This is a genomic window from Bdellovibrio sp. HCB274 (assembly GCF_047306075.1).
GTDB lineage: Bacteria > Bdellovibrionota > Bdellovibrionia > Bdellovibrionales > Bdellovibrionaceae > Bdellovibrio.
On the sequence record NZ_CP178623.1, the window covers coordinates 2490770 to 2511948 of the forward strand.

22 protein-coding genes are annotated in these 21179 nt (G+C 47.2%); 15 read left to right on the plus strand and 7 right to left on the minus strand.

Features of this window, described 5'->3' with window-relative positions; genetic code table 11:
- Positions 1 to 27: 27 nt before the first annotated feature.
- The 4 genes from ACLWNV_RS12050 (at position 28) to mgtE (ending at position 5740) form a co-directional block, all read left to right on the plus strand.
- Positions 28 to 654 (plus strand): 2OG-Fe(II) oxygenase, encoded by a 627-nt coding sequence (locus tag ACLWNV_RS12050; protein WP_413584688.1) that lies wholly within the window; start codon positions 28 to 30, stop codon positions 652 to 654.
- Positions 651 to 2438 carry an ABC transporter ATP-binding protein gene (locus tag ACLWNV_RS12055; RefSeq protein WP_413584689.1) on the plus strand — a complete coding sequence of 596 codons (1788 nt, stop codon included), beginning with the start codon at positions 651 to 653 and terminating at the stop codon, positions 2436 to 2438. Before ACLWNV_RS12050 ends, ACLWNV_RS12055 begins: the two co-directional genes overlap by 4 nt.
- Positions 2431 to 4299, plus strand: coding sequence for an ABC transporter ATP-binding protein (locus tag ACLWNV_RS12060; RefSeq protein WP_413584690.1), 1869 nt, complete (start codon positions 2431 to 2433; stop codon positions 4297 to 4299). The genes ACLWNV_RS12055 and ACLWNV_RS12060 overlap by 8 nt, the downstream gene beginning before the upstream one ends.
- A 103-nt stretch (positions 4300 to 4402) precedes the next feature.
- The gene (gene mgtE / locus ACLWNV_RS12065) at positions 4403 to 5740 is read left to right on the plus strand and encodes a magnesium transporter (RefSeq protein WP_413584691.1); all 1338 of its coding nucleotides are present in this window, start codon (positions 4403 to 4405) and stop codon (positions 5738 to 5740) included.
- A gap of 76 nt (positions 5741 to 5816) precedes the next feature.
- Here mgtE and ACLWNV_RS12070 read toward each other — a convergent pair whose 3' ends face one another.
- From ACLWNV_RS12070 to ACLWNV_RS12080, 3 genes are all read right to left on the minus strand, one after another.
- Positions 5817 to 6674, minus strand: a complete 858-nt coding sequence (locus ACLWNV_RS12070; RefSeq protein ID WP_413584692.1) for a hypothetical protein — start codon at positions 6672 to 6674, stop codon at positions 5817 to 5819.
- Positions 6675 to 6825: 151 nt separating this feature from the next.
- Entirely contained in the window at positions 6826 to 7602 is a 777-nt protein-coding gene (locus ACLWNV_RS12075; RefSeq protein ID WP_413584693.1) for an SDR family oxidoreductase, read from the minus strand.
- A gap of 112 nt (positions 7603 to 7714) precedes the next feature.
- Positions 7715 to 9625, minus strand: coding sequence for a S8 family serine peptidase (locus ACLWNV_RS12080; protein WP_413584694.1), 1911 nt, complete (start codon positions 9623 to 9625; stop codon positions 7715 to 7717).
- 165 nt (positions 9626 to 9790) lie between these two features.
- Between ACLWNV_RS12080 and ACLWNV_RS12085 the strand changes: the two genes are divergently transcribed.
- From ACLWNV_RS12085 to ACLWNV_RS12100, 4 genes are all read left to right on the plus strand, one after another.
- Positions 9791 to 10396, plus strand: coding sequence for a DUF502 domain-containing protein (locus ACLWNV_RS12085; RefSeq protein WP_413575063.1), 606 nt, complete (start codon positions 9791 to 9793; stop codon positions 10394 to 10396).
- Positions 10396 to 11805 (plus strand): hypothetical protein, encoded by a 1410-nt coding sequence (locus ACLWNV_RS12090; protein WP_413584695.1) that lies wholly within the window; start codon positions 10396 to 10398, stop codon positions 11803 to 11805. Before ACLWNV_RS12085 ends, ACLWNV_RS12090 begins: the two co-directional genes overlap by 1 nt.
- 470 nt (positions 11806 to 12275) lie before the next feature.
- Positions 12276 to 12449: a hypothetical protein gene (locus ACLWNV_RS12095; RefSeq protein ID WP_413584696.1), complete on the plus strand. Its 174-nt coding sequence runs from the start codon at positions 12276 to 12278 to the stop codon at positions 12447 to 12449.
- A 121-nt stretch (positions 12450 to 12570) separates the two neighbouring features.
- Positions 12571 to 12924 carry a hypothetical protein gene (locus ACLWNV_RS12100; protein ID WP_413584697.1) on the plus strand — a complete coding sequence of 118 codons (354 nt, stop codon included), beginning with the start codon at positions 12571 to 12573 and terminating at the stop codon, positions 12922 to 12924.
- A 637-nt stretch (positions 12925 to 13561) separates the two neighbouring features.
- On the opposite strand, the gene ACLWNV_RS12105 is transcribed toward ACLWNV_RS12100, so the two are convergent.
- Entirely contained in the window at positions 13562 to 15100 is a 1539-nt protein-coding gene (locus tag ACLWNV_RS12105; protein ID WP_413584698.1) for a M17 family metallopeptidase, read from the minus strand.
- Positions 15101 to 15154: 54 nt separating this feature from the next.
- Between ACLWNV_RS12105 and ACLWNV_RS12110 the strand changes: the two genes are divergently transcribed.
- From ACLWNV_RS12110 to ACLWNV_RS12135, 6 genes are all read left to right on the plus strand, one after another.
- The gene (locus ACLWNV_RS12110) at positions 15155 to 16186 is read left to right on the plus strand and encodes an endonuclease/exonuclease/phosphatase family protein (protein WP_413584699.1); all 1032 of its coding nucleotides are present in this window, start codon (positions 15155 to 15157) and stop codon (positions 16184 to 16186) included.
- A gap of 57 nt (positions 16187 to 16243) precedes the next feature.
- Positions 16244 to 16633, plus strand: coding sequence for a Co2+/Mg2+ efflux protein ApaG (gene apaG, locus ACLWNV_RS12115; RefSeq protein WP_413584700.1), 390 nt, complete (start codon positions 16244 to 16246; stop codon positions 16631 to 16633).
- 80 nt (positions 16634 to 16713) lie between these two features.
- Positions 16714 to 17022 carry a hypothetical protein gene (locus tag ACLWNV_RS12120; RefSeq protein ID WP_413584701.1) on the plus strand — a complete coding sequence of 103 codons (309 nt, stop codon included), beginning with the start codon at positions 16714 to 16716 and terminating at the stop codon, positions 17020 to 17022.
- Positions 16994 to 17593, plus strand: coding sequence for a GNAT family N-acetyltransferase (locus ACLWNV_RS12125; RefSeq protein ID WP_413584702.1), 600 nt, complete (start codon positions 16994 to 16996; stop codon positions 17591 to 17593). The genes ACLWNV_RS12120 and ACLWNV_RS12125 overlap by 29 nt, the downstream gene beginning before the upstream one ends.
- Before the next feature lie 134 nt (positions 17594 to 17727).
- Positions 17728 to 17940 carry a DUF883 family protein gene (locus ACLWNV_RS12130; RefSeq protein WP_413584703.1) on the plus strand — a complete coding sequence of 71 codons (213 nt, stop codon included), beginning with the start codon at positions 17728 to 17730 and terminating at the stop codon, positions 17938 to 17940.
- A 105-nt stretch (positions 17941 to 18045) separates the two neighbouring features.
- A complete protein-coding gene (locus ACLWNV_RS12135; RefSeq protein ID WP_413584704.1) occupies positions 18046 to 18687 on the plus strand; it encodes a hypothetical protein in 642 nt (213 codons plus the stop codon).
- 11 nt (positions 18688 to 18698) lie between these two features.
- Here ACLWNV_RS12135 and pdxH read toward each other — a convergent pair whose 3' ends face one another.
- From pdxH to ACLWNV_RS12150, 3 genes are all read right to left on the minus strand, one after another.
- Positions 18699 to 19286 (minus strand): pyridoxamine 5'-phosphate oxidase, encoded by a 588-nt coding sequence (gene pdxH, locus ACLWNV_RS12140; protein WP_413584705.1) that lies wholly within the window; start codon positions 19284 to 19286, stop codon positions 18699 to 18701.
- A 7-nt stretch (positions 19287 to 19293) separates the two neighbouring features.
- On the minus strand, positions 19294 to 19995 hold the full coding sequence (locus ACLWNV_RS12145) for an FKBP-type peptidyl-prolyl cis-trans isomerase (protein ID WP_413584706.1): 702 nt from the start codon (positions 19993 to 19995) through the stop codon (positions 19294 to 19296).
- 136 nt (positions 19996 to 20131) lie between these two features.
- On the minus strand, positions 20132 to 20521 hold the full coding sequence (locus ACLWNV_RS12150; protein ID WP_413584707.1) for a response regulator: 390 nt from the start codon (positions 20519 to 20521) through the stop codon (positions 20132 to 20134).
- Between the two features lie 233 nt (positions 20522 to 20754).
- Here ACLWNV_RS12150 and ACLWNV_RS12155 point away from each other — a divergent pair, with 233 nt between their 5' ends.
- On the plus strand, positions 20755 to 21141 hold the full coding sequence (locus ACLWNV_RS12155; RefSeq protein WP_413584708.1) for a hypothetical protein: 387 nt from the start codon (positions 20755 to 20757) through the stop codon (positions 21139 to 21141).
- Positions 21142 to 21179: the final 38 nt, after the last annotated feature.

Below are 21179 nucleotides of genomic sequence, written 5' to 3' on the forward strand. Positions count from 1 at the left end.
CCCTCACCTGAATAGAATGGCAACACTTTGGAACAGAAGCAAATCAATCTCTCATCTTTAACTGAATCCTTCGAGAAATTGGCGGAAAATAATTGGACCCTTTCCCAAGAGGTCTTTGCTCCTGAATTCTGCAAACAGCTCGCCCACGAGTGTCAAAAACTCTATAGCGAAGGTCAGTTGAATAAAGCTTCGATTGGGCCGTCTGGAAACAAAATCACCGCTGCGGAAGTTCGCGGTGACTACACTTTGTGGTTGGATGGCGACACTTCACCAATACAAAAACAATTCCTGGATTGTCTGGAGACAATTCGAGAGGAATTAAATCGATTTTTCTTTTTGGGTTTGAAACGTGTGGAAAGCCATTTTGCTTTTTACCCTCCCGAATCAGGCTATGATAAGCACATCGACAACCCTCGGGGCGCAAGTCATCGTAAAATCACTTTCGTGCTGTATCTCAATGAGTCCTGGCAAAAAGAACACGGCGGCGAACTTAGCCTGTACAATCCGGAAAGACCTGAAGAGCTTTTAGCTCGCGTGGAGCCCCGCTTGGGCCATTTGATATTTTTTCGCAGTGATCTTTTTCCGCACCAAGTGGAAAAAAGCTTCACTCCCCGCCTGAGTCTGACTGGGTGGTTTAGGGACGATGCATTATGAGATCTTTGTTTTCTGAAGTTATATTTACCCGTCCCTCTGCGCGCCTGATTATTCTGGTTTGTTCTTTACTTGCAGCCGTCTTTGGTATTTTGGGACCGTTCTTTCAAAAAGAATTCATCGATCAGCTCACAGGTGTTGAAACCAAGCTGCATCTTTTCCAGGTAAGCTCTCCGTTGTGGTTTATTCTTTCCGCGTTTCTTTGTGTTCTCGCTTCCCAGGCATTCAATCAACTGACGAACTACCTCAGCGCCAAGGAAGCCCTGTTCATGCAAAGAGTCTTCGCAGAAAGACTTTATGCCAAAACCTTAAACCTGCGTGTGGATACCATGAGCCACCGCCCGGTGGGTGAGATCGTTTCCCTGTACGCCACAGATGTACAAGGTGCGACCGTATTTTTGGATCAGACTTTGCCGGCGGGAGCTTCAACTTTATTTCCGCTTTTGATTTCCCCGTTTGCAATCTCCTTGTTGTTTGATATTCCGTTGTGGCCGACGATTGGCGTGATGGTTGTGATCAGTTGCCTGAATACTTTCATGGCCTTTCGCCAGTCCCGCTTCTTTTTTAATTTCAAACAACTGGCGGCAGAACGAATCGGGCTAGTGAATGAGTGGATTCAAAACATCCGCACCATCCGAATTTTAGGATGGATTCATCACTTCGAGGAAAATATTTTCGCCAAACGTGAAGTGGAAACCCGCAACCGCGTCTTGATGGTAACCAATGGTCAGATGATGAATGCCATTTCCTCATCGATCACGTTCGTTTTAAACGTGGTGACGTTGGGTTCATTGGTGTTTTACTCGAAACACACACTCACCAGTGGTGAAATTTTGGCGCTGCTGTGGATTGTCGGCATCTTTTTGACCAGGCCGTTCCGTCAGATGCCTTGGTTCTTTACCTTTGCTTTTGACTCCTGGACATCTTTAAAACGTCTTGAGGAATTCTTCAGCACACAGAACAACCAAACTGCAGCGACAAATGAAGAATCCCCTGCCCAGGCCGCATTGGATGAAAAGTTCGCATTGCAGGTGCAGGGATTAAATCTGCGCATCGGCAGTCGTCACATCCTTAAGAACATGGATTTCAACATCAAGGACGGTGAATTTGTCGCCGTGGTTGGTGAAGTCGGCTCGGGCAAATCGATGCTGCTGCTTTCTTTACTAAAAGAAACCGGTGCGCGCTTTCAACATTATCGCATTGGCAACCAGGACGCCCTTCACGAGGACGGAAACAAGGTCCGCGAAAACTTTGCTTACGTGCCGCAAGAAGGTTTTATCATGAGTGCGACGCTTCGTGAAAACGTGGCCTTCGTTTATGACATCGATCCTGATCGCGACAACATGGTAGAGGAGTCCTTAAAGCTTGCTCAGTTTGAGCTCAACACCGAACGTGTGGAAAAGGGCCTGGGCACCGAGATCGGCGAACGCGGAGTCAATCTTTCCGGCGGACAACGCCAACGTGTCAGCCTGGCTCGCGTCCACTATCACAACGCTCCGATTTTACTACTGGATGACTGCCTAAGTGCCGTCGACGTGGATACGGAACACAAATTGTTTGAGTCATTGCTTATGGGAGCGTGGGTGGATCGTACGCGCATTCTGGTCACCCATCGCCTTTCAGCCTTGAATCGCGTGGATCGAATTTTATTCCTGGAAGAAGGATGCATCATCGATCAGGGAACTTTTGAAGAACTTCTGGCGCGCAATGAAAAGTTCCGCGAATACACCACCACGGTTGCCAAAGAAGCTACCGCGCAAAAAGAAAGCGAAGGCACCCGTGGCTAATCGCAATCCTGTGATCAAACCTAAGTATCTGTCTGATGGTGAAGTTAAAAAAGAAGGTGGTTATAATAAAACCCTCTATGAAACTTTGCACTTTGCCTATGCTCCATTTTTGATTCGCATTGGTCTGTGTCTTGCTTTTGGTATAATTGGCCGTGGTTTGTTATTAGGAAATACCAACGTCATCGGTTACTGGGTGGATAGCCTGGTTGGCAAATCATCGCCGATCTCTGATCTGACCTCAGCTGAAATCATTGTGCTATTGCTGGTCATGGCAGTGACGGGTTTTGTCCTGACTTTGATTTTTCGCGTGGGCTTTTCGCGTCTTTCTGCGAAAGCGATTTCCAGCTTTTATGACGAAGTGACTTTGCGCACGTCCCGACTACCGATGAGTTTTTACGACAACACTCCTGCTGGTCGAATCATCACACGTTTTTCCAGCGACTATGGAAACGTGTTTCGCCTGTTCGGTGGGCCCCTGGCCGAGTTCCTGTCCATCATCTTTGATTTGATCATGATGACGATTCTGATCACGGTGGCAAATCCAGTGTTTCTGATTCTGGTTGCGTTCATCGGGGTTTTGAATTTCTTCGTTTATAAATTAAATCAGGAAAAACTTCGCAAAGCCCGTCGTGAACTATCAGCGAGCCGCTCGCCAAGTATCGCGCATTTTGCGGAAACAACTCAAGGCGCCTCAACGATTCGTTCGTTCCGTCGTCAGAAATCTTTCACCGAACGCTTTGAATCTTTGGACCGGTACTTCCTGGGACAAAAATTGGATACCACTCGGCAGCTGATTAGTTTTTCATTTCAAATGAACAGCATGACTGCAGTACTGCTTCTGATCACAGGTGTGGCATCTTACTTCATGGTGGAAAAAGGCTGGGCCAGCATCGGTTCAGTGGGTGTGGCATTTACGTTTATTACGCTATCTGGAAACACCGTTCAGATGTTCTTTGAGTGGTTAACTCAGTTCGAGGAAGCCATGATTGGGGTGGAACGGTTAGATCAGTACATGCGCATGGAGATCGAAAAAGGGAATTACCTGCCGTCCTCCGCTAACTTTGCAACGGGTCATCCGGTTTATTCACCCACTTTGGAAAAATACCTAAGTCACCGCAGACTGACAGAAAATCGCAGTGCCTCAGTGGAAGTAAAAGACCTGTCCTTCCGTTACCGCGAAGATCTTCCCTGGGTTTTGAAGAATCTGAATTTCGAAGTGAAAGCGGGAGAGCGCTTAGGAATCGTGGGCCGTACCGGTTCTGGAAAATCGAGTTTGATTCAAGCCTTGTTTCATCTTTACCCCATCTCCCAAGGTGTAATTTCGATCAATGGCAATGCGCCAAAAATCAACGAACAGGATCAGGGCGTGGATCTGAATCTGTATCGTCAGTCGATGGCATTTATTTCCCAGGAACCGATTCTATTCCAGGGAAGTCTGCGCTTTAATTTGGATATCGAGGGTCATCACAAGGAAGAGGATCTGTTTGAGGTCTTGCGCAAAGTGGGACTTCTGGAATGGGTCCGAAGTCAGGCCTTGGGTCTGGATATGAAAATCGAAGAACGCGGCAAGAACCTGTCTCTGGGTGAGCGCCAGTTATTATGTATGGCACGCTGTCTATTGCAGCAGGCGCCTATTGTAATTATGGACGAGGCCACCAGTTCTGTGGATCCACAGTCAGAGGAAATCCTGATTCGTGCCACCGAGGAGTTTTTCGCTGATCGTACACAGATCATCATCGCCCACCGTTTATCTACACTGGCTAAGTGTGATAGAATTTTATGGTTACAGAGTGGGGAAATCGTGGAGCTGGGACCGACGCAGGAAATCCTGCCTCGCTTCAAAAAGACCGAACTCGTATAAATAAATCTGCTCTCCCCTCAATTAAAAGTTTGCCGCGTCCGATGTATTGGAGTACTCCTCTCAGGACGCGACAAAATTAGACTTCAGCTGCAGTGAGGTGGGCATGGATAACAACCAAACCCTCGATGAAACACTAGACGAAAACTCCGTGATCAGTCTGACCGATCAATGGGCTTCTTTAACCCCGGATGAGCGTCGTGAAAAGTTCAAGGAACTTCCAAGAACCGATGCTGAAGAGCTGTTTTTAAATCTACCGACCCATGACCAGGCTGAACTTATTGCTGAAGCGTCTCATCTTGAGAAACGCTCCTGGGTGCGCTTGCTTGCTCCCGATGACGTGGCCGATTTGATTCAGGAGATCGGCACAGACCACAAGGAAGATCTTCTTTCTTTACTGGATCCCCAAACCAAACGTGAAGTGATCGCCCTATTGGCTTATGCGGAAGACGCGGCCGGGGGTTTGATGAGTACCCGTTTCGTGCGTCTGCGCGCGGAAATGAGTGTGGATGAAGCTATCAGCTATCTGCGCATTCAGGCGAAAACCCACGTTGAGTCCATTTACTATGCTTACGTTTTAGATTCTGATCAAAAACTTCAGGGCGTGATTTCTTTCCGTGAAATCTTCTCGGCAGCAGCCGGAACAAGAATTTCTGAAATCATGCAAACCGAAGTTCTTAAGGTTCCACCCGACATGGACCAAGAGGAAATCGGTCGTATTTTCTCGCAGCATGATTTGATGGCCCTGCCCGTTGTGGATGATCAAGGTATCATGAAAGGTATCGTTACCTTCGATGACGTGGCGACGGCCATTCAGGAAGAAACCACAGAAGATATCCATAAACTCGGGGGCGTGGAATCCCTGGATGCTCCGTACATGAAGATCTCGATGTTCGAGATGATCAAAAAACGTGCGGGCTGGTTGTTGGTTCTGTTCCTGGGCGAAATGTTCACGGCGACTGCGATGGGTTATTTCCAAACCGAAATCGAGCGCGCCGTTGTCCTAGCTTTATTTATTCCTTTGATTATCAGCTCCGGTGGTAACTCCGGGTCCCAGGCTTCAACACTGATTATTCGTGCCATGGCCCTGGGCGAGGTGCGCCTGCGTGACTGGTGGCGTGTTCTGGGTCGCGAATTGATGGCAGGCTTGGCACTGGGTGTGTGCTTGGGTCTGGTGGGTCTATTCCGTATCCTGATCTGGCCAACGCGCGAGGCTTTGTATGGGCCTCACTATGTCCTGGTTGCGGTGACAGTGATGATCAGCTTGATCGGTATCGTTCTGTGGGGAACTATCTCCGGATCAATGTTGCCATTCCTGCTTAAGAAAATCGGCTTTGACCCGGCTTCCGCTTCTGCTCCTGCCGTGGCAACTCTGGTGGACGTAACCGGATTGATTATCTACTTCTCAGTCGCTTCCTTTGTCCTTGCGGGTGTGCTGCTTTAAGCTCAACCTCACCTATCGTAAATAAAAAAAGGCGTCTTCATAGACGCCTTTTTTATTTAGATTTTGGAGTTTCAAACTATCTTGTCGTATCCAAAGCCATTCTGCCTGCAAGATCCTGTTGTTCTTCCTGAGCGTCCTTAGCTTTTTGCTGATCGCTGGTACCAATTTCAGCTGGAGCAGCGTCTTTCTTAACGTTGCCGCCGCGGCTTAGGATAGCCAGTGTACCATCACCAGATACTTCCCGAGTTACGTTAAATTCGATGCTTGCTGCCGGAACTACGTTCGCCGCCGCATCCTGACCGATAGTTTCGATTTTACTTTCGCCAATCAATACAAGTTTATTCGTTCCGATATCAACTACACCTGCTTGCGCTGTGCTAGTGATGTTTGCATTATTCAAAATCAAAGTGTCAGCTTTGATTACCAAAGCCAGTGTCGATGACTTCAATTCACCGCAAATAAATACAACCTTCGCTGTTGTTGCAGAGGAAAGATCATTTGCCGCGGCCTCTTTTTTAAGAGTTAGACCGTTTGTATAGCTCGCTTCAACCTGATCGTCAGAACAACCCAGAACAGCATAAGAAGTGTCAGATTCAACTTGTTTTAAAGCTGATTCAGTTTTACTTAAATTCAACATCGGTAGATTTTCATCAGCGACTTGGGCAACTTTTCCATCTGCAGAAGTTCCTGCAGCCACTGCTGATTTAAGGGATGATTTCAAAGTGGTTTTGCCGCTGTCTTGATCAAACTGAACAGCTGCACCTGTGATCATGATTTGACCTGGCTGCCCGCCGGCTTTCGCGTTAACCGAAGCCTCACCTTTAGGAGTGCTGTCATTATTGTGCAAAGAAACTTTGCTGGCTTTGTCATCCTTAACTGCGCAGGCAGCAAGGCTCATCAAAACAGCTGTCGCCAATAATTTAGAAATCTTCATAATGCTCTCCTTTTATAAGGCGGATTTTCCATCCACCCCGTTTAAAGCAAGAAGCACTCCACGTGTTTCACAGACTCAGCTGGAACTGTTTTGAGTTGAGATTTCTTTGGAGTCCTCGAATGTCACCGGGTGACACTTCTGGGCACTCCGATCATAGCGAGGGTGTGCGCCCGCCATCCACTGGCAAATTGATGCCATTAATATAAGAGGCCGCCGGGCTTACTAAAAAAGCAATCCCTTCTGCTGCTTCTATCGGATCCCCGATACGTCCCGCAGGAATGGTCTTAACCCATTGCTCTTCAATCTGATCGACCGTGCTTTGGGATTTTTCCGCAGCAGCCCCCATCAAAGATTCTATACGGCCGGTGCGGATATAACCCGGAAGCATATTGTTGACAGTAATTCCAAAGGGCGCGAGCTCCCCCGCCAAAGTTTTTGACCAACTGGCCATCGCTCCGCGAACGGTGTTGGAAACTCCCAGGCCCGGAATCGGATTTTTGACGGAAGTTGAAATGATATTGACGATGCGACCGTAATTCGCAGCTTTCATTGCCGGAACAACTGTTTGCACTAACAAGTGCGCTGCCACCAAGTGAGCCTTCACTGGAGTTTCAAACTCCTCGACCGAAGCTTCAAGCAAGGGACCGCCCTTGGGACCGCCAGAGTTGTTCACAAGGATCTGAACTTTTTCCTTAGACAATTCGGGAAGAATTTTTTTTAGACCATCGGTGTCTGCCAAATCCACGACAAAGTATTTATGCGATCCCTTAGGCAATGACTGAAGCAGACTTTTAAGTTTCTCTTCATTACGAGCCAGGGCAATCACTCGGGCTCCTCGTTCCGCCAAAAGTTTTGCTGTCGCATAGCCAATACCCTGTGAAGCTCCGCATACCACTGCCGTTTTACCTTGAAGATCCCATGAACTCATACCGCACTCCTTGCCTAGGTATTTCAGCAAGATTCGCGGGCCGGCGCAAAATAAAAAAGGGGCTCTTTGTTCAAGAGCCCCTTTGAGTGGTTTTAATTTTTATGTGCAGGTCCTATGATCTCACCAGATTTGAAGTCCACTGTTGAATCATAGCCAGAGTTCCCTGTTTCGCGTTGGCGAATTGCACCCCGTAGGCCTGGTTCGCTTCGCTCCAGACGACTTGACCTTGCACCTCGATGACCTCGTTGCCATCCGGGCTTTGGATGCGCATGGTAACAATGCCGCCTTTTTCCAGCGCCTGATCGGTGTTGAAAGACAAACCACCTTGAGAGATCGTGTTCATGGAACCGACCAACTCGCGATCGCCAACCATCACTTTGATTTGCGACTGCATTTTGAAGCGCTCGTGACGACGTTTGTTTCTTGGGTCATTTGCCATCGCACGTTGACGAAGGATGAACCAGAACGCCATCGGAATCATCATCAATCCTAAAACGACTCCCGCCGTCGGATTTGCACCACCAGCACCGGGTCCACCAGTAACAGCCGTGGAAACCAAGCCGCAACCTGTTGCCGCCCCGGCACCTTCAGCAGAAGCCGGGAAGCGTGACGTATCTAAAGCCGGTTGTGATGCCAGCTCATTATGACTTGCCTGAACCGTCTGCAACAACTGAGCAGAATCCACGCGGGCACTTGACGACACAAAGTTCGCAAGACCTGGGATCACGTCAGCACTTTCGAAAAGTTTTTGCTTAATCTGATAACCAGTTAAGTGTGGCTCCTCACGCAAAGCCAGCGCCGCAATACCGGCCACCAAAGGTGCCGCCATTGAGGTCCCAGACATATATTTATAGCCACCACCCGGAATAGTACTAAGTACGTCCTCCCCTGGAGAAGCGATATGAACAGTGTTTTTACCGTAGTTTGAAAACGAAGAACGTTGATCGTAAGCATCCACTGACGCTACAGACACAGCACTTGGCAAATCGTAATTCGCCGGGTACATCGGAATGCTGTCATTGTTGCTGTTGTAGTTACCTGCGGCATTTACAATCAAAATACCTTTGTTGTAAGCAGCGGCCAAAGAATCCAACAGCGCTCGAGAGTAGTTAGCACCACCCCAGGAGTTATTAATGACCTGAGCACCATTTTCCACTGCATAGTCGATGGCTTTAATCGCGTAAGCTGTGGTACCGGAACCATCGGCTTTCAATGATTTTACCGGCATGATCACGATTTTTGATTCTGGCAAAGGACGCTGGAAGATATTCAAACCCGCACCCACGATAATACCCGCAACGTGTGTTCCGTGATTATTATCGTCCATCACGTTTGGTGAATTCACGGTAAAGTTCCAACCATTGATATCGTCGACAAAACCATTGCCGTCGTCATCAACTCCAGGGATCCCATTAGCTTCTGCCTGGTTCACCCAAAGAGCCCCCGAACCACCCGTGCCGTCGACCTTATAAGGTTTAAAAACCGGGTGAGTTGTGTCCAAACCAGAATCCACAACCGCGACGATAACTTTGCCACTATTTGAGCTTAGCGCCGTGGACTGACTCCACGCACTTGTCAGCTGTGTATTGGCAGCAATAACGGATGCTGATGATGGATAGTTCTGACTATAGGCACTGGAAGCCATCGAAACATAGCTGTACTGGAATAGCCACTGAAGTGACCAGCCTTGAGTGGCTGTTTCACTGGCAAGAGTGCCATTGGTGGACCATATATAGTTAGGTTCCACATACTCAACATCTGGGTCGGCTTTTAATTCGGCCACTTCATCAGCTGCAGATGCTAAAGAACGAACTGAAACGTGATACATCCCGAGCTTGCTGTAGGCACCTCTCATAGTGACTCTTTGCGCAAGTCTTGCACGCACACCCTGCTGGTTTACACCGGTTGAGCTATTGCGCACCTTAACGATATATTCGCCTGGAACGACGGTCGACGTTTGCGCCCCCGCCTGCCATGCGAATGTTAGAGTCAAAGCTATGAAACCTATTACAATGCGTTTCACGGTTTCTCCTTAGAAAATGAACAATATCTATTCGGTTGGTGGTCCAGGAATAATGAGCACAAAATAGTGACCTATTTTGAGACAAGCGTAAGACCTTGATGGTATTCAGCTAAGCTGATATTAATTTTTTACCGATACATTCAGAGACAAGGACACCATCCAGCTATGAAACATCTTCAGAAAATCTTCTTGCAAGGTCTTGTAACCTTCCTACCCATCGCACTGACGATCTACATCATCTATGCGGGTGTTTCTATTGTGGATAGCATTCTGGGCGATACCCTTCGCCAGTTCATGCCGGTATACATTCCGGGCTTTGGATTTTTGCTAACTATTCTTTTGATCTTCTTTTTGGGCTTCCTGCTTAACAATCTTTTGGCAGCAGGACTTTTCCATAAGCTAGAGCAGAAGTTGACTCAGGTTCCGTTGATCAAGGCAGTTTACAGTCCTTTGCGCGATCTGATGAATATGTTCTCTAAAGGTGGCGGTCCTGGTGGCGGCATGCAAACCGTGGTTTTGGTCGACATCAACGACAATGGAATTCGTGCGATGGGTTTAGTGACTCGTGAACACTTCACGGATATCCCAGCCATCAACGCGCAGGCCACAGATAAAGTCTCTGTTTACATTCCGATGAGTTATGGTTTGGGTGGATTCACTTTGCTGGTGCCCCGCAACCGCATTACTCCAATTGATATTCCTATCGAAAAGGCGATGAGCCTTGCCATCACAGGCTGGGTTAAAGCTGAAAAGCATGAGGGAGATAAGTAATGGCTGACGCTTCCTGCGCAACAACGGTCAGTAAAGCTTTAAAGATCAATAACGATCTGACTCGTTACGGAGCCTTTGCCGAAATCGGCGCAGGACAAGAAGTGGCCCGCCACTTCTTTCAAGCCGGAATGGCCTCGCAAACTATCGCTAAAACTATTTCCGCCTATGACATGATTGTCAGCGACGAGATCTATGGTCGCGAAGCCAATGGCCGCTATGTGTGTGAACCTCGCCTGGAAAAAATGCTGGGCCACGAATACACTTTGTTGATCGAACGCTTAAGTGGTCCCCGTGGCGCCAAGACTTGCTTCTTTTCCTTTGCTTCAACTGTTGCGACAGCTTCTTCAAGCTCCAATAAACAGTCCCATGGCTGGATGGGCGTGCGCTTTCAAGCGACTCCGGGCGGTCCTGACAATGAAATCATTCTGCATGTTCGCATGCTGGATCGTCATCGCCTGCAACAGCAGGAATCTTTGGGCATTCTGGGAGTAAACTTACTGTATTGTGCATTCTATGGACTGGCTGATACGGATAGCTTCGTTCCGCAATTGGTGGAAAATCTAAAAGAAGGTCAGGTCGTGATCGACGTGATCAAATTTAAAGGACCAGCTGTTGGTCACTTTGATAACCGACTGATGAATTTGGAATTGGTTCGTCGCGGACTGGCTGAAGCGATCATGTTCTCGCCTAAAAACGAAATCCTGAATGTCGCTGATGCGGTTTACGGCAAATCCCTGCTGATTCAGCGAGGCACTTTCCGCCCCGTCACCAGCACTCACATCGACGTCATCCAAAAAGGCATGGCGCAGATGAAAGCAGATGTGAAAAACATGGAAGGCAAGGATCTTGAAATCCTCCCCGTCATGGAATTGACCATGCACAATCTGACCACCGACGGTCATGTGAATGAATCTGATTTCCTGGCCCGCGTGGAGGTTCTGACCAGTCTGGGTTATCACGTGATGATTTCCAATTTCCGTTTGTTCTATACTTTGAAAAGATTCATCCGCCGCTACAATCAAAACCTGATGGCCTTGATCATCGGCGCAAGTCACCTGGAAAAGTTATTTGAAGAGTCGCATTACAAGAATCTGGAAGGCGGCTTGCTTGAGGGCTTGGGTAAACTGATGGAACAAAAAACCAAGGTTTACGTTTATCCCCATAAGACGCCGGATCTATGTTTGACGACGAAGAGCTTTTTTCCAAAAGCTCACTTGCGACACATCTATGCTTACTTCGTGGAAAGTAAGCAAATTGTCGATGTGTCGGGTTGTGATGAAACTGCAGACTACCTGCACTCCAGCGACGTGGTAAAAATGATCGAATCCGGAGATTCCCGCTGGGAGCAGTTCGTACCGCAGAAAGTGGTCTCTGCAATCAAATCGCAAAAACTTTTTGGTTTTAAATAAGTGCTTTAAACAACACCAGGATTTATTTTACACGTGAAAAGTGGGATTTATTTCTGGTGTTTTAGATTTAGCGCGAAGTTTACAGTGCGCCAAAGAGATGATGTCTAGTGCGATAGCACTCTTGGGACTAGTGCAGATTGGCAAGACAAGATAAAAGCGTCGAATTTTCTTTTTCATTTAAGTTCAAAGTCATTTTAGCTTTGATAACTTCTAGTAGCTTAAGCATTTCCAATGCCTCCTTTCATTTGACCAATATACGGCATTCTTAGCCAATATCTCCAACGCATAATAAGAATCCGAATATGCGCAAAACGCATACTGTCCAAGGCAGCCTTGGGGCTGGACCTAGGGCCTAGTTTTCTCAATGGGTTATCGTTAAATTCTCAGTGAGCTTTCATAAACGAGAATGACTTTCAAAATCTTGGATCTCTGCCGATAGGCTATCTAACCTATAGAAGTTGGAGGTACCCGTGAGCCTAGTGCAGCTGATCTCTGGAGCCGAATGCAAGATCTCCGTCGTCTCGATGGAGACTTTAAATCTTATCAACGGATTGTTATCGCCTTCCGTATCCCGCAAGGAAGTGTATCGCCTGTGCTGTAAGGCTGGTATCTGCCCTGTCACCCTATTCCGCAAAATCAAGTGATCCTGTGTGATCACTTCCATGGAACAGGGTCATTGTGACCCTGTTTCTGCTGGCACCCCTATTGCTTTAGAGGTCTTCACCTTCGATTGACGAAGGCACTTTTAAACCACTGGGGGTTCTTATGTTTTTGCGACGTACTTTTGCTGTTTTTGTTTCTATGGCAACTTTGTTGATTGCTATGCCCTCAGTCGCACAACACCGGGACATGCGTGGCGAGCAGGATTTGCAACGCCGGGTTTATCAATTGGAATCTACAGTCTACCAACTTTCGCAACGACTGGAGCGTTTGGAATACGGTACTCCTGAACAAAGCCGAGGCTGGGTTTGCATCGTGAAAGACCCTACATGGGGAAAAGTGTATAAAGGAAAAGCTGAAAGCCGTGTAGAAGCCTCTGCTGCTGCCACCAATGCCTGCGTGACGGGTTCTGGTTTTGCCATGAACTGCCGTGCTGAACCTACTTGCGAACGCCTTTAATTCCGGACATTCCTCAATCCTAGAAAGCTGTCCGACAGTCTATACCGGCATCTCCTCTATTCAAAATTAAAGCACATACAGCGCCAAAACCGATGGCTCGCACTGTGAAATAAGGGGTTCCTGCAAAGGAGCCCTCTATGTTTTTTGAAGGATGAGTAAAGTAATGAAAATAAATAAAAATACAATCACATCTAACGAACATTCCATCACCTTTGTTCATGAAATTAAGGAGACAATCGATACGGAAGACGGTTTTCTCGTACTTTTGAAACATTGGGTATATGGGAAACAAGGGTACAACCTTTGGAATAACGTTTACAAAATCAACAAGCATCTCGAGATCCAATGGCAGATCAATGGTAACAAACAGAGATGTTATGTCGCCATAGTACACGACAATGGAGAATATCGAGCCCTAGATTGGGATGGTATCAGTTCCGTTATCGACATGAACACAGGAAAAATTGTTCGCGAGTATCTAGTAAAGTAATGAAAATCTTCTTCACTGCCAAACGGATCGCAGTAAAACGAAAAAAAACCACGGCATTGCTACCGTGGTTTTTTCGTTTTTGAAGCAAGTAAGTCCGTACCTATTAAATGCCACTGAAGCAGTGCATCCGTAAGTAGGACCTGGCACCTATTGGCGGGATTCTAGGAATTCGATGAGGCATTGGACGGCTTGGCCGGAGCCGCCGCTGCTGCCGATGGCGCCGCTGGCGCGGTCTGCCCAGGCATAGATGTCCAAGTGCGCCCATTTTTTTCCGCCTACGAATTTTTGCAGGAACAAGGCTGCGGTGATGGCTCCACCGAAACCGCCGCCGGAGTTTTTGCAATCCGCGAATGGCGAGGAAAGATCGCCCCAGTATTTTTCAAACAATGGCATGCGCCAGTTCAAATCACCCGCACGCTGACCGGCTTTGGTAAGTTCGTTTGCCAGATCATCGTCATTCGAGAAAAGACCTGCGATCTCGGCACCCAAACCGACTTTGATTGCGCCGGTCAAGGTTGCAACGTCGATCACGTATTCAGGATCGTCAGAGCCTTTTTGTTTGCAGGCAACGTCAAGTACGTCCGCCAAAACCAAACGGCCTTCAGCATCTGTGTTGTCGATTTCAACTTTCATGCCGTTTCGGGCAGTCACGATGTCACTTGGACGGAAGGCATTTGCATCCACTGCATTTTCAGCCAGTGCCAAATAGAAATCCAACGGACCTGGGTATTGGGATTCAGAAGCCCAAAGAGCCAGAGCGAAAACCGTGGCAGAACCACCCATGTCTTTTTTCATCAAACGCATCGCAGACGATGGTTTGATATCCAGACCGCCCGTATCGAATGTAATCCCTTTACCAACAAAGGCCACCGGCTTTAAACCTGATTTTTTTGTTGGACGGTATTTCAGGTGAACCATGCGTGGACCATGAGCTGCGCCCTGCCCTACGGACAAGTGCAATCCCATTTTCTCTGCAGCCAGTTTCTTTTCATCCCAAACAGTGACTTTCAGATTTTTGCCCCAGGACATATTCTTAGTGGCAAGATCGGAATAGGATTTTGGATTCAGATCATTCGGTGGCAGGTTCACCAAGTGGCGAGCCAATGTCACCGCACGAGCGCGGATCGAAGCTTCCTTCAGCAAAGATTTATCGAAATCGTCGGAAGTTTTAAGCAAAGTCACTTTTGGCAGATCAACCAGCTGTTTACCGTCAACGAATTGGCGATAGTTGTATGGCGCCATATCCAAGCCAACCAGGGCACCCAGCTCCTGAACTTTTTCAGTTCCGGAAAACTCGATACGCAAAGACTTCACATGGTGAGCCTTGAAGTGAGCAACCAAAGAACCGAACTGATCGCGGGCCCAAGTGTAAGTCGCCTCGTCCAAAAGACCATCGTGACCAACAGAATTTTTACCGCGTGGACGAAGAATCCAAACCGGCCCCTGAAGACCGATGAAATAAATGAACTCTTTATCGTTCTTTTTTAGCGATTCCATCTGCCATGCCAGGGCATGCTCTTCGACCAGACCATTTAGCTTGTTCGCATCCTCGGAACCCAGGAAATAGACAAAGCCCGTCATTTCGTTCTTTGTTTTAGGTTCTTTACCGATTTCAAATGTTTCAATCCACGAACGGATTTGCAGCTTTGTAGAAGCTTTGGCGGCTGACGCCTTCTTTTTCGCCACGATTTCCTCACTTTTCCTTTGAGCTTAAGACCAAAAAATCCCTAGAATAATAATATGACGTGGACTGAGACCACAAACCTTAAATTTTGCTTACTCAATGCAGAGAATCTGTTTCTGCTGTTTGATGAGCCGCCAACCGACGAAGTCCTCAAATACAATGAGCGTCAATGGCAGGGTCAGTCCATTTCCATATACGAGAATAAGTCTCTGAAAAAGTGCGAGGACATCGCCAAAGCCCTTCGTGAGATCAATGCCGATATTATTATGCTGTGCGAAGTGGGCGGTTTTGAGTCCCTAAAAAACTTCAACCAACTCTTTATGAACAGCGGCTACTCGCCATGTTTGATTGAAGGAAACTCGGATCGCAACATTGACGTGGCTTTTTTGATTCGCAAGGATCTGCCCTTCTATTTTGATCTTCTGTCCAATAAAGCGCGCCCCATAAACTACCTTTACCCCCACGAGCGTCAAAGCTTGGATAGCGGTTATCAGGTTAAGGGCGGCAAGGTCACCACCAGCCATCGCTTTTCCCGGGACGTGGTGGAGTTGCGTCTTTTTAAGCAGGATAAAGAAAAACCGTTCATGATCATCCTGCTGACTCATTTAAAGTCCCGCCTGGATCCTGAGCGCATAGATCCTAATGGCTTTGAAAGACGTCAGGCCGAGCTTCGCACCCTGTTGGAAATCTATCGCGAGCTTGAGCAAAACAATCCCCAGATCCCAATCATGGTGGCCGGTGATTTCAATGGAAATGCCGGAATATTAAATACCGACGAGGAATTCCGCGATATTTACACGACCACCGGACTTAAAGATGTTTTTGAAGTGGCGAATCTAACCCCTGAACAGCGCGCGACTTTTTATCAAGTTAAAAGCAGTGCGCGCACCGAAGGTCGTCAGATTGATTTCGCGTTTTTGTCACCCCTAATGCAAACACTTTTAAAAGCAGGCTCTGCAAAAGCGTTCCGTTACCGAGACGAATTGGGCAGCGAGCGCGGCATCCCGCAAACGATGGAGGCCAAACAAAGAATTCCATCGGATCATTATCCAATCGTGTTCGAAATCGAGAATATCGTTCTACGTTAATTTGCGTCTGCACACTTTTCGTTGCCCGCCATTATGGAACACAGTAATATTACAACTATGGCAATGCAGAAAACGATCGTCCCAGAATTTAATATTACCGCTAAAGTGGTTTACGTTCCTTCCGAATCCAATCCGGAAAAGGGCTATCATTTCTTTGCTTATAAAATCATGATCACCAATCAGGGTTCTGCCCCTGCTCAACTGATGAGCCGTCACTGGGTGATTACCGATGCGACTGGAAAAAAAGAAGAAGTTCGTGGGCCTGGGGTTATCGGTATGCAGCCGAAAATTCAGCCTGGTCAAACATTCGAATATGACAGCGCTTGTCCTTTGAATACGACCACAGGAAGCATGAAGGGCCGCTACCACATGATCACTGAAGACGGCCAAAGCTTCTCGGTTGAAATTCCTGAATTTTACTTAGTGGCACCAAACGCCCTTCATTAAAAAAGGTCTAGTTTTAAAAACCGCTCTGGTAAACGCAAAGCACCCTATGATAGACCCTACCCCACTCAGGGAGGCTGTCTATGCCAATGTTTAAAACACTCCGAGATCTGTTGAAGGTTCCCAAAAAAGAAATGGGACTGTGTATGGTCGTATCTGAACAGGAAGGCGCCGAGATCTGGGTTGATGGCAAGCCCACTCCGTTTATCACTCCCCGTATGATCGCGGTTCCACTTAATGAAGACGTGAATATTGAAGTGCGCATGACCGGTCATCAGGTCCACTCTGCAACCGTGCGCTCGCCGCAAAAATTAAGCTATTACTATTGCAACCTGGAACGCATCCCTCTTAGACTGGTACGCGATGAAATCGACAACAGTGCCTTTATTTAAAAAAACCGCTCGACTGGTATTACGCCCCCTGGAAATTCATGATTATGAAAATTGGGCGCAAGCTTATTCCAGCATGCGTCCCCCCCAAAATCAGTGGGACGAAGCCAATTGGGCAGACTCTGAACTGACCAAGGCTAAATTCAAAGAGCAGCTAAAAAAAGAACTGCACCGCCGATCTGAAGATCGCGCCTACAGCTTTGGAGTTTTTCGCAAAGACGATGGTATTTTATTAGGCTGGGTTGTCCTGGGAAATCTGCAACGTGGCGGTTCCCAGAATGCCGTTATGGGCTATCGGGTTTTTAATAACTTCTGGAATCAGGGATATGCGACAGAAGCTTGTGCAGCGACTTTGCAGATAGCCTTCAAAAATCTTCGCCTTCATCGCGTGGAATGCCACATTGAACCCCACAACAAAGCTTCATTAAAAGTTGCAAAACGAATTCAAATGACCAAAGAAGGCGTGAATAAAAAGCGCCTCTTTGAAAATGGCAAATGGCTTGATGTTATTTACCTTGCTGTCACTTGCGAGGACTTAGGCATTAAGTATAAATTCCCAGCGAAAGCGAAATAAATAAGACCTAAGGTCTATGATTCAAAATTCCCCACCGCGTGTGCACTAACAACTTACCTAAAGTTTACTGGCGATGACTCTTTTAGAGGATCAGAATATCTGCAGGATCTGATCCTCTAACAAAGGAGTTAGTTATGGCCGGACCAACAACATCAACTACGCCCAAATCAGCTGCAAGCGATGCAGCTTCAATGTGGCAAAACGGTTATAAAGAAGTTCAAAACCGCGCACGACAAGCGGTCGATTCCTCCACGGACTTCGTGAATGAACATCCCGTCAGCTCTGTCCTTGGCGCATGCGCCGTAGGCTTTGTGGCAGGCATGTTACTTCGTTCACGCCGCTGGTAGAAAACGACGAGGGCTTTTCCATCGCACCCTCGGAAAAGCCCCTCGTCCCTATAATTTTGCAATTTCAAAACAAACAACACTAAATCTTTTGCACGGGAGACGTTCATGATGAAGATACTGAGCAGCTTGGTGGCGATGTTCATAAGTTCCAGACCCTTTTCTTCGGGTCACGGTGGTGGCGGCGGGTTTGATCTTAAAAAAATTCAGTCAGGCATTATAGATGACATTGCTTTACGACTGCGCAAACCCGTGACTTTGATTTTGCTTGGGATCTGCTCCATGTTTATTTTCACGGGCGGCCTCTTCATGGCGATCCTCGATGCCACTTTACAGTTTGACCGTCTTGGCACGGTTTACAGCACGGCCACTCTTTGGACCGGAGTGTTTTTAGCGGTGGCAACTGCGGGAGGATATACCTATGTATTCACCCAACAATGGCCGGGTGTTAAAAAATTAAATGCGCAAAAAGAAGCCGAAGAGGACGCTGAAGAAGAGGCAAAACGCATGGAGAAAGAAAACCATCGTCGCCCTTCAGATCTTGACGGAGCGTTAGCGGAATTACTGATGGATTTCGTGGACGGTCGCAGAGCCCGCAGAGAAAAAAGATTTATGGCCAGCGAATCCCGCAGAGCTGAAAGAGAAGCTCGCCGCGCGGCCCGCGAAGCCCGCCGAGAAGAACGCCGCGAACACAAAGGCGAACAATGGCGCGCTGAAGACGACATCTTCAACCAAGGAACGAAACATTAAAATGTAAATGATTATGGGGAGCGCATGAAGGTGTTCCAACCTTCTTCGGTTTTTTGATAGATGTAACGCTCGTGCAGACGACCGTTAAGACCGAACCAGAACTCAATTTCGGTCGGGATCACCAACCACCCACCCCAATGTGGAGGACGTGGAATGACCTGACCTTCAAATTGCTTTTCGTATTCACGAACCCGGCGCTCCAGATAGTCGTAATCAGGAATTTCTTCGCTTTGGTTGGAAGCCCAACCACCAATTTGACTTAATCTTGCGCGAGTTTTCCAGTAGGCATCGCTTTCTTCAGGGCGCACTTTAACGGCCATCCCTGTCACGCGAATTTGTTGCCAGATTGCTGGCCAATGAAAATTCAGACAGATATTAGGATTCTCTTCCAGATCCAGTCCCTTATGGCTGTGGTAGTTGCCATAAAAAACAAAACCCTCTGAAGTTCTGTCTTTCAAATAGACAACTCTTACAGAGGGAATGCCCCTATCATCCACGGTAGCGACCGACATCGCGTTCGCTTCCGGGATCTGCTTTTCAATCGCCTCTTTCAAGAGGCGATCAAAATGAACAAAAGGGTCAATAGTCAGATCAAACATCTTTAGACTATTTTTTAGCTTTTGCTGCTGGTTTGTCAGCTTTCACGATATCCATCAATTCAACTTCGAAAACTAGAACTGAATTTGGTGGGATACCTGGACGACCTGATGGACCGTAAGCAAGTTCTGGTGGGATGAAAAGTTTTGCTTTAGAGCCAACTTTCATCAATTGAAGAGCTTCTGTCCAACCTGGGATCACGCCACCAACTGGGAATTCAGCCGGTTGACCACGATCGTAAGAAGAGTCGAATTGTTCGCCGTTAGTCAAAGTCCCTTTGTAGTGAACTTTTACTACGTCTTCTTTTTTAGGCATCGCGCCCGTGCCTTCTTTTTCCATGATGTATTGAAGACCAGATGCAGTTGTTTTTACGTTTGCTGCAGATTTGTTCTTCTCAAGGAAGTCTTTACCTGCTTTAGCATTTGTATCAGCTGCTTCTTGTTGTTTTTTCATCGCAAGCTCTTGAAGTTTCATCATCGCTGCTTGCATGTCTTCTTTGGTCATTTCGTTTTTACCAGCAGAAGCATCTTTCAAAGCTTGCGCCAAAGCGTCAGCATCGAAATCGATGTTTTGTTGTTTCAAGTTGCCACCAATTTGTTGGCCGATAGCATAGGACGCCTTTTTGATATCAGTGTCCAATTTAACTTTTCTGTTGCAAGCAGTTGTAAGAGCCATTGCAACAACAAGGCCTCCAAGTACTAACTTATTCATTCTGTCTCCTCTTAAGGTTGTTATCTTTTTCTTAGACAACATATCTTGCGCCGATTTATTGGATTTTCAAATAGATAATGCGTGCTGACACGCGCGTTCTTTCGCGTTTGTAAAGTTGGCAGCAAAAGACAGGGATTTAGAAAAGAGGATCCAGGAAGTCTTCGGAAATCGCTCCATACAGCGATTTAAAATTCAGCGGTTTTGCAATGAAGCGCAATGAACCGTGCTCCTCATTGCCTTTTCGTGCATAGGGAGCACTGATGTCGGTGCAAATATAAATCTTGGCCGGGGGGTGCTTTTTTTGCACGACTTTCAGAAGTGCAAGCTCATCCATTTCCGGAGTGTTCACTTTGGAGATCACGACTAATACAGGTTCTTGCTTGAATTGACTTAGCTGCTCCAAACATTCTTGAGCATTGGCAACAAGATGAAAACGGAACGTCAACACGGAACCTTGCCGTGTGACCTCCTCCTTAAACAAAGACAGGAGTGTCGGTTCGTCATCTACGAACAACACATGAACCATTTCGAATTTGCCCCACTAATAAAACTCGGGTCCAACAAGGACCCTTAACAAAAGTCTGAACTGCGTTGCGTAATTCAGCAAGTGTTTCTTATTAAATAATGAATTCAAAAGCTTAAATGGTATGCCTGATTCGCCAATTGGCACCCCCAAGCCGTCTCAAAAAGGGAAAAAGCTCCGCCCTTAATTGCTCCCCTGTCCCCTTCCGGGCACAATGATTCAAAGGAACTCACAATATGCTCAGCCTGATTTTATTCCTGTTTTTGTCAGATCCGACCTATGCCCAAAGCAAAAAGGTAAACACGCAAATTTACGACTCGGAATCGTCAGCGGAAAAATCTGAATCCTTCACTGCCAAGGTGCGTGTGGTTCGGGATATTTCTGACGAGGTGGAAGTGTTCTTTGAGTCTGACAAAGCCCGCGGGGCCTATACACTGCCCCGAAAAATCGGCTCCTACGCGACCGTCTTAAAAGTGTTGCAGGATTCAAGTGATCCCTCCGGCTCCCCAGTGTCTGTCACTGTTGATTCTGAAAAACGAATTCTAACCGTTGAAAAAAAAGCCGGCTCTTCGGGTTACAAAAAGAAGAGCGAGTATGACTTCGGCGAAATTCCTGACATCTAGCATTACCCTTGCCATCATCGAGTGGAAGTGAGATTTTT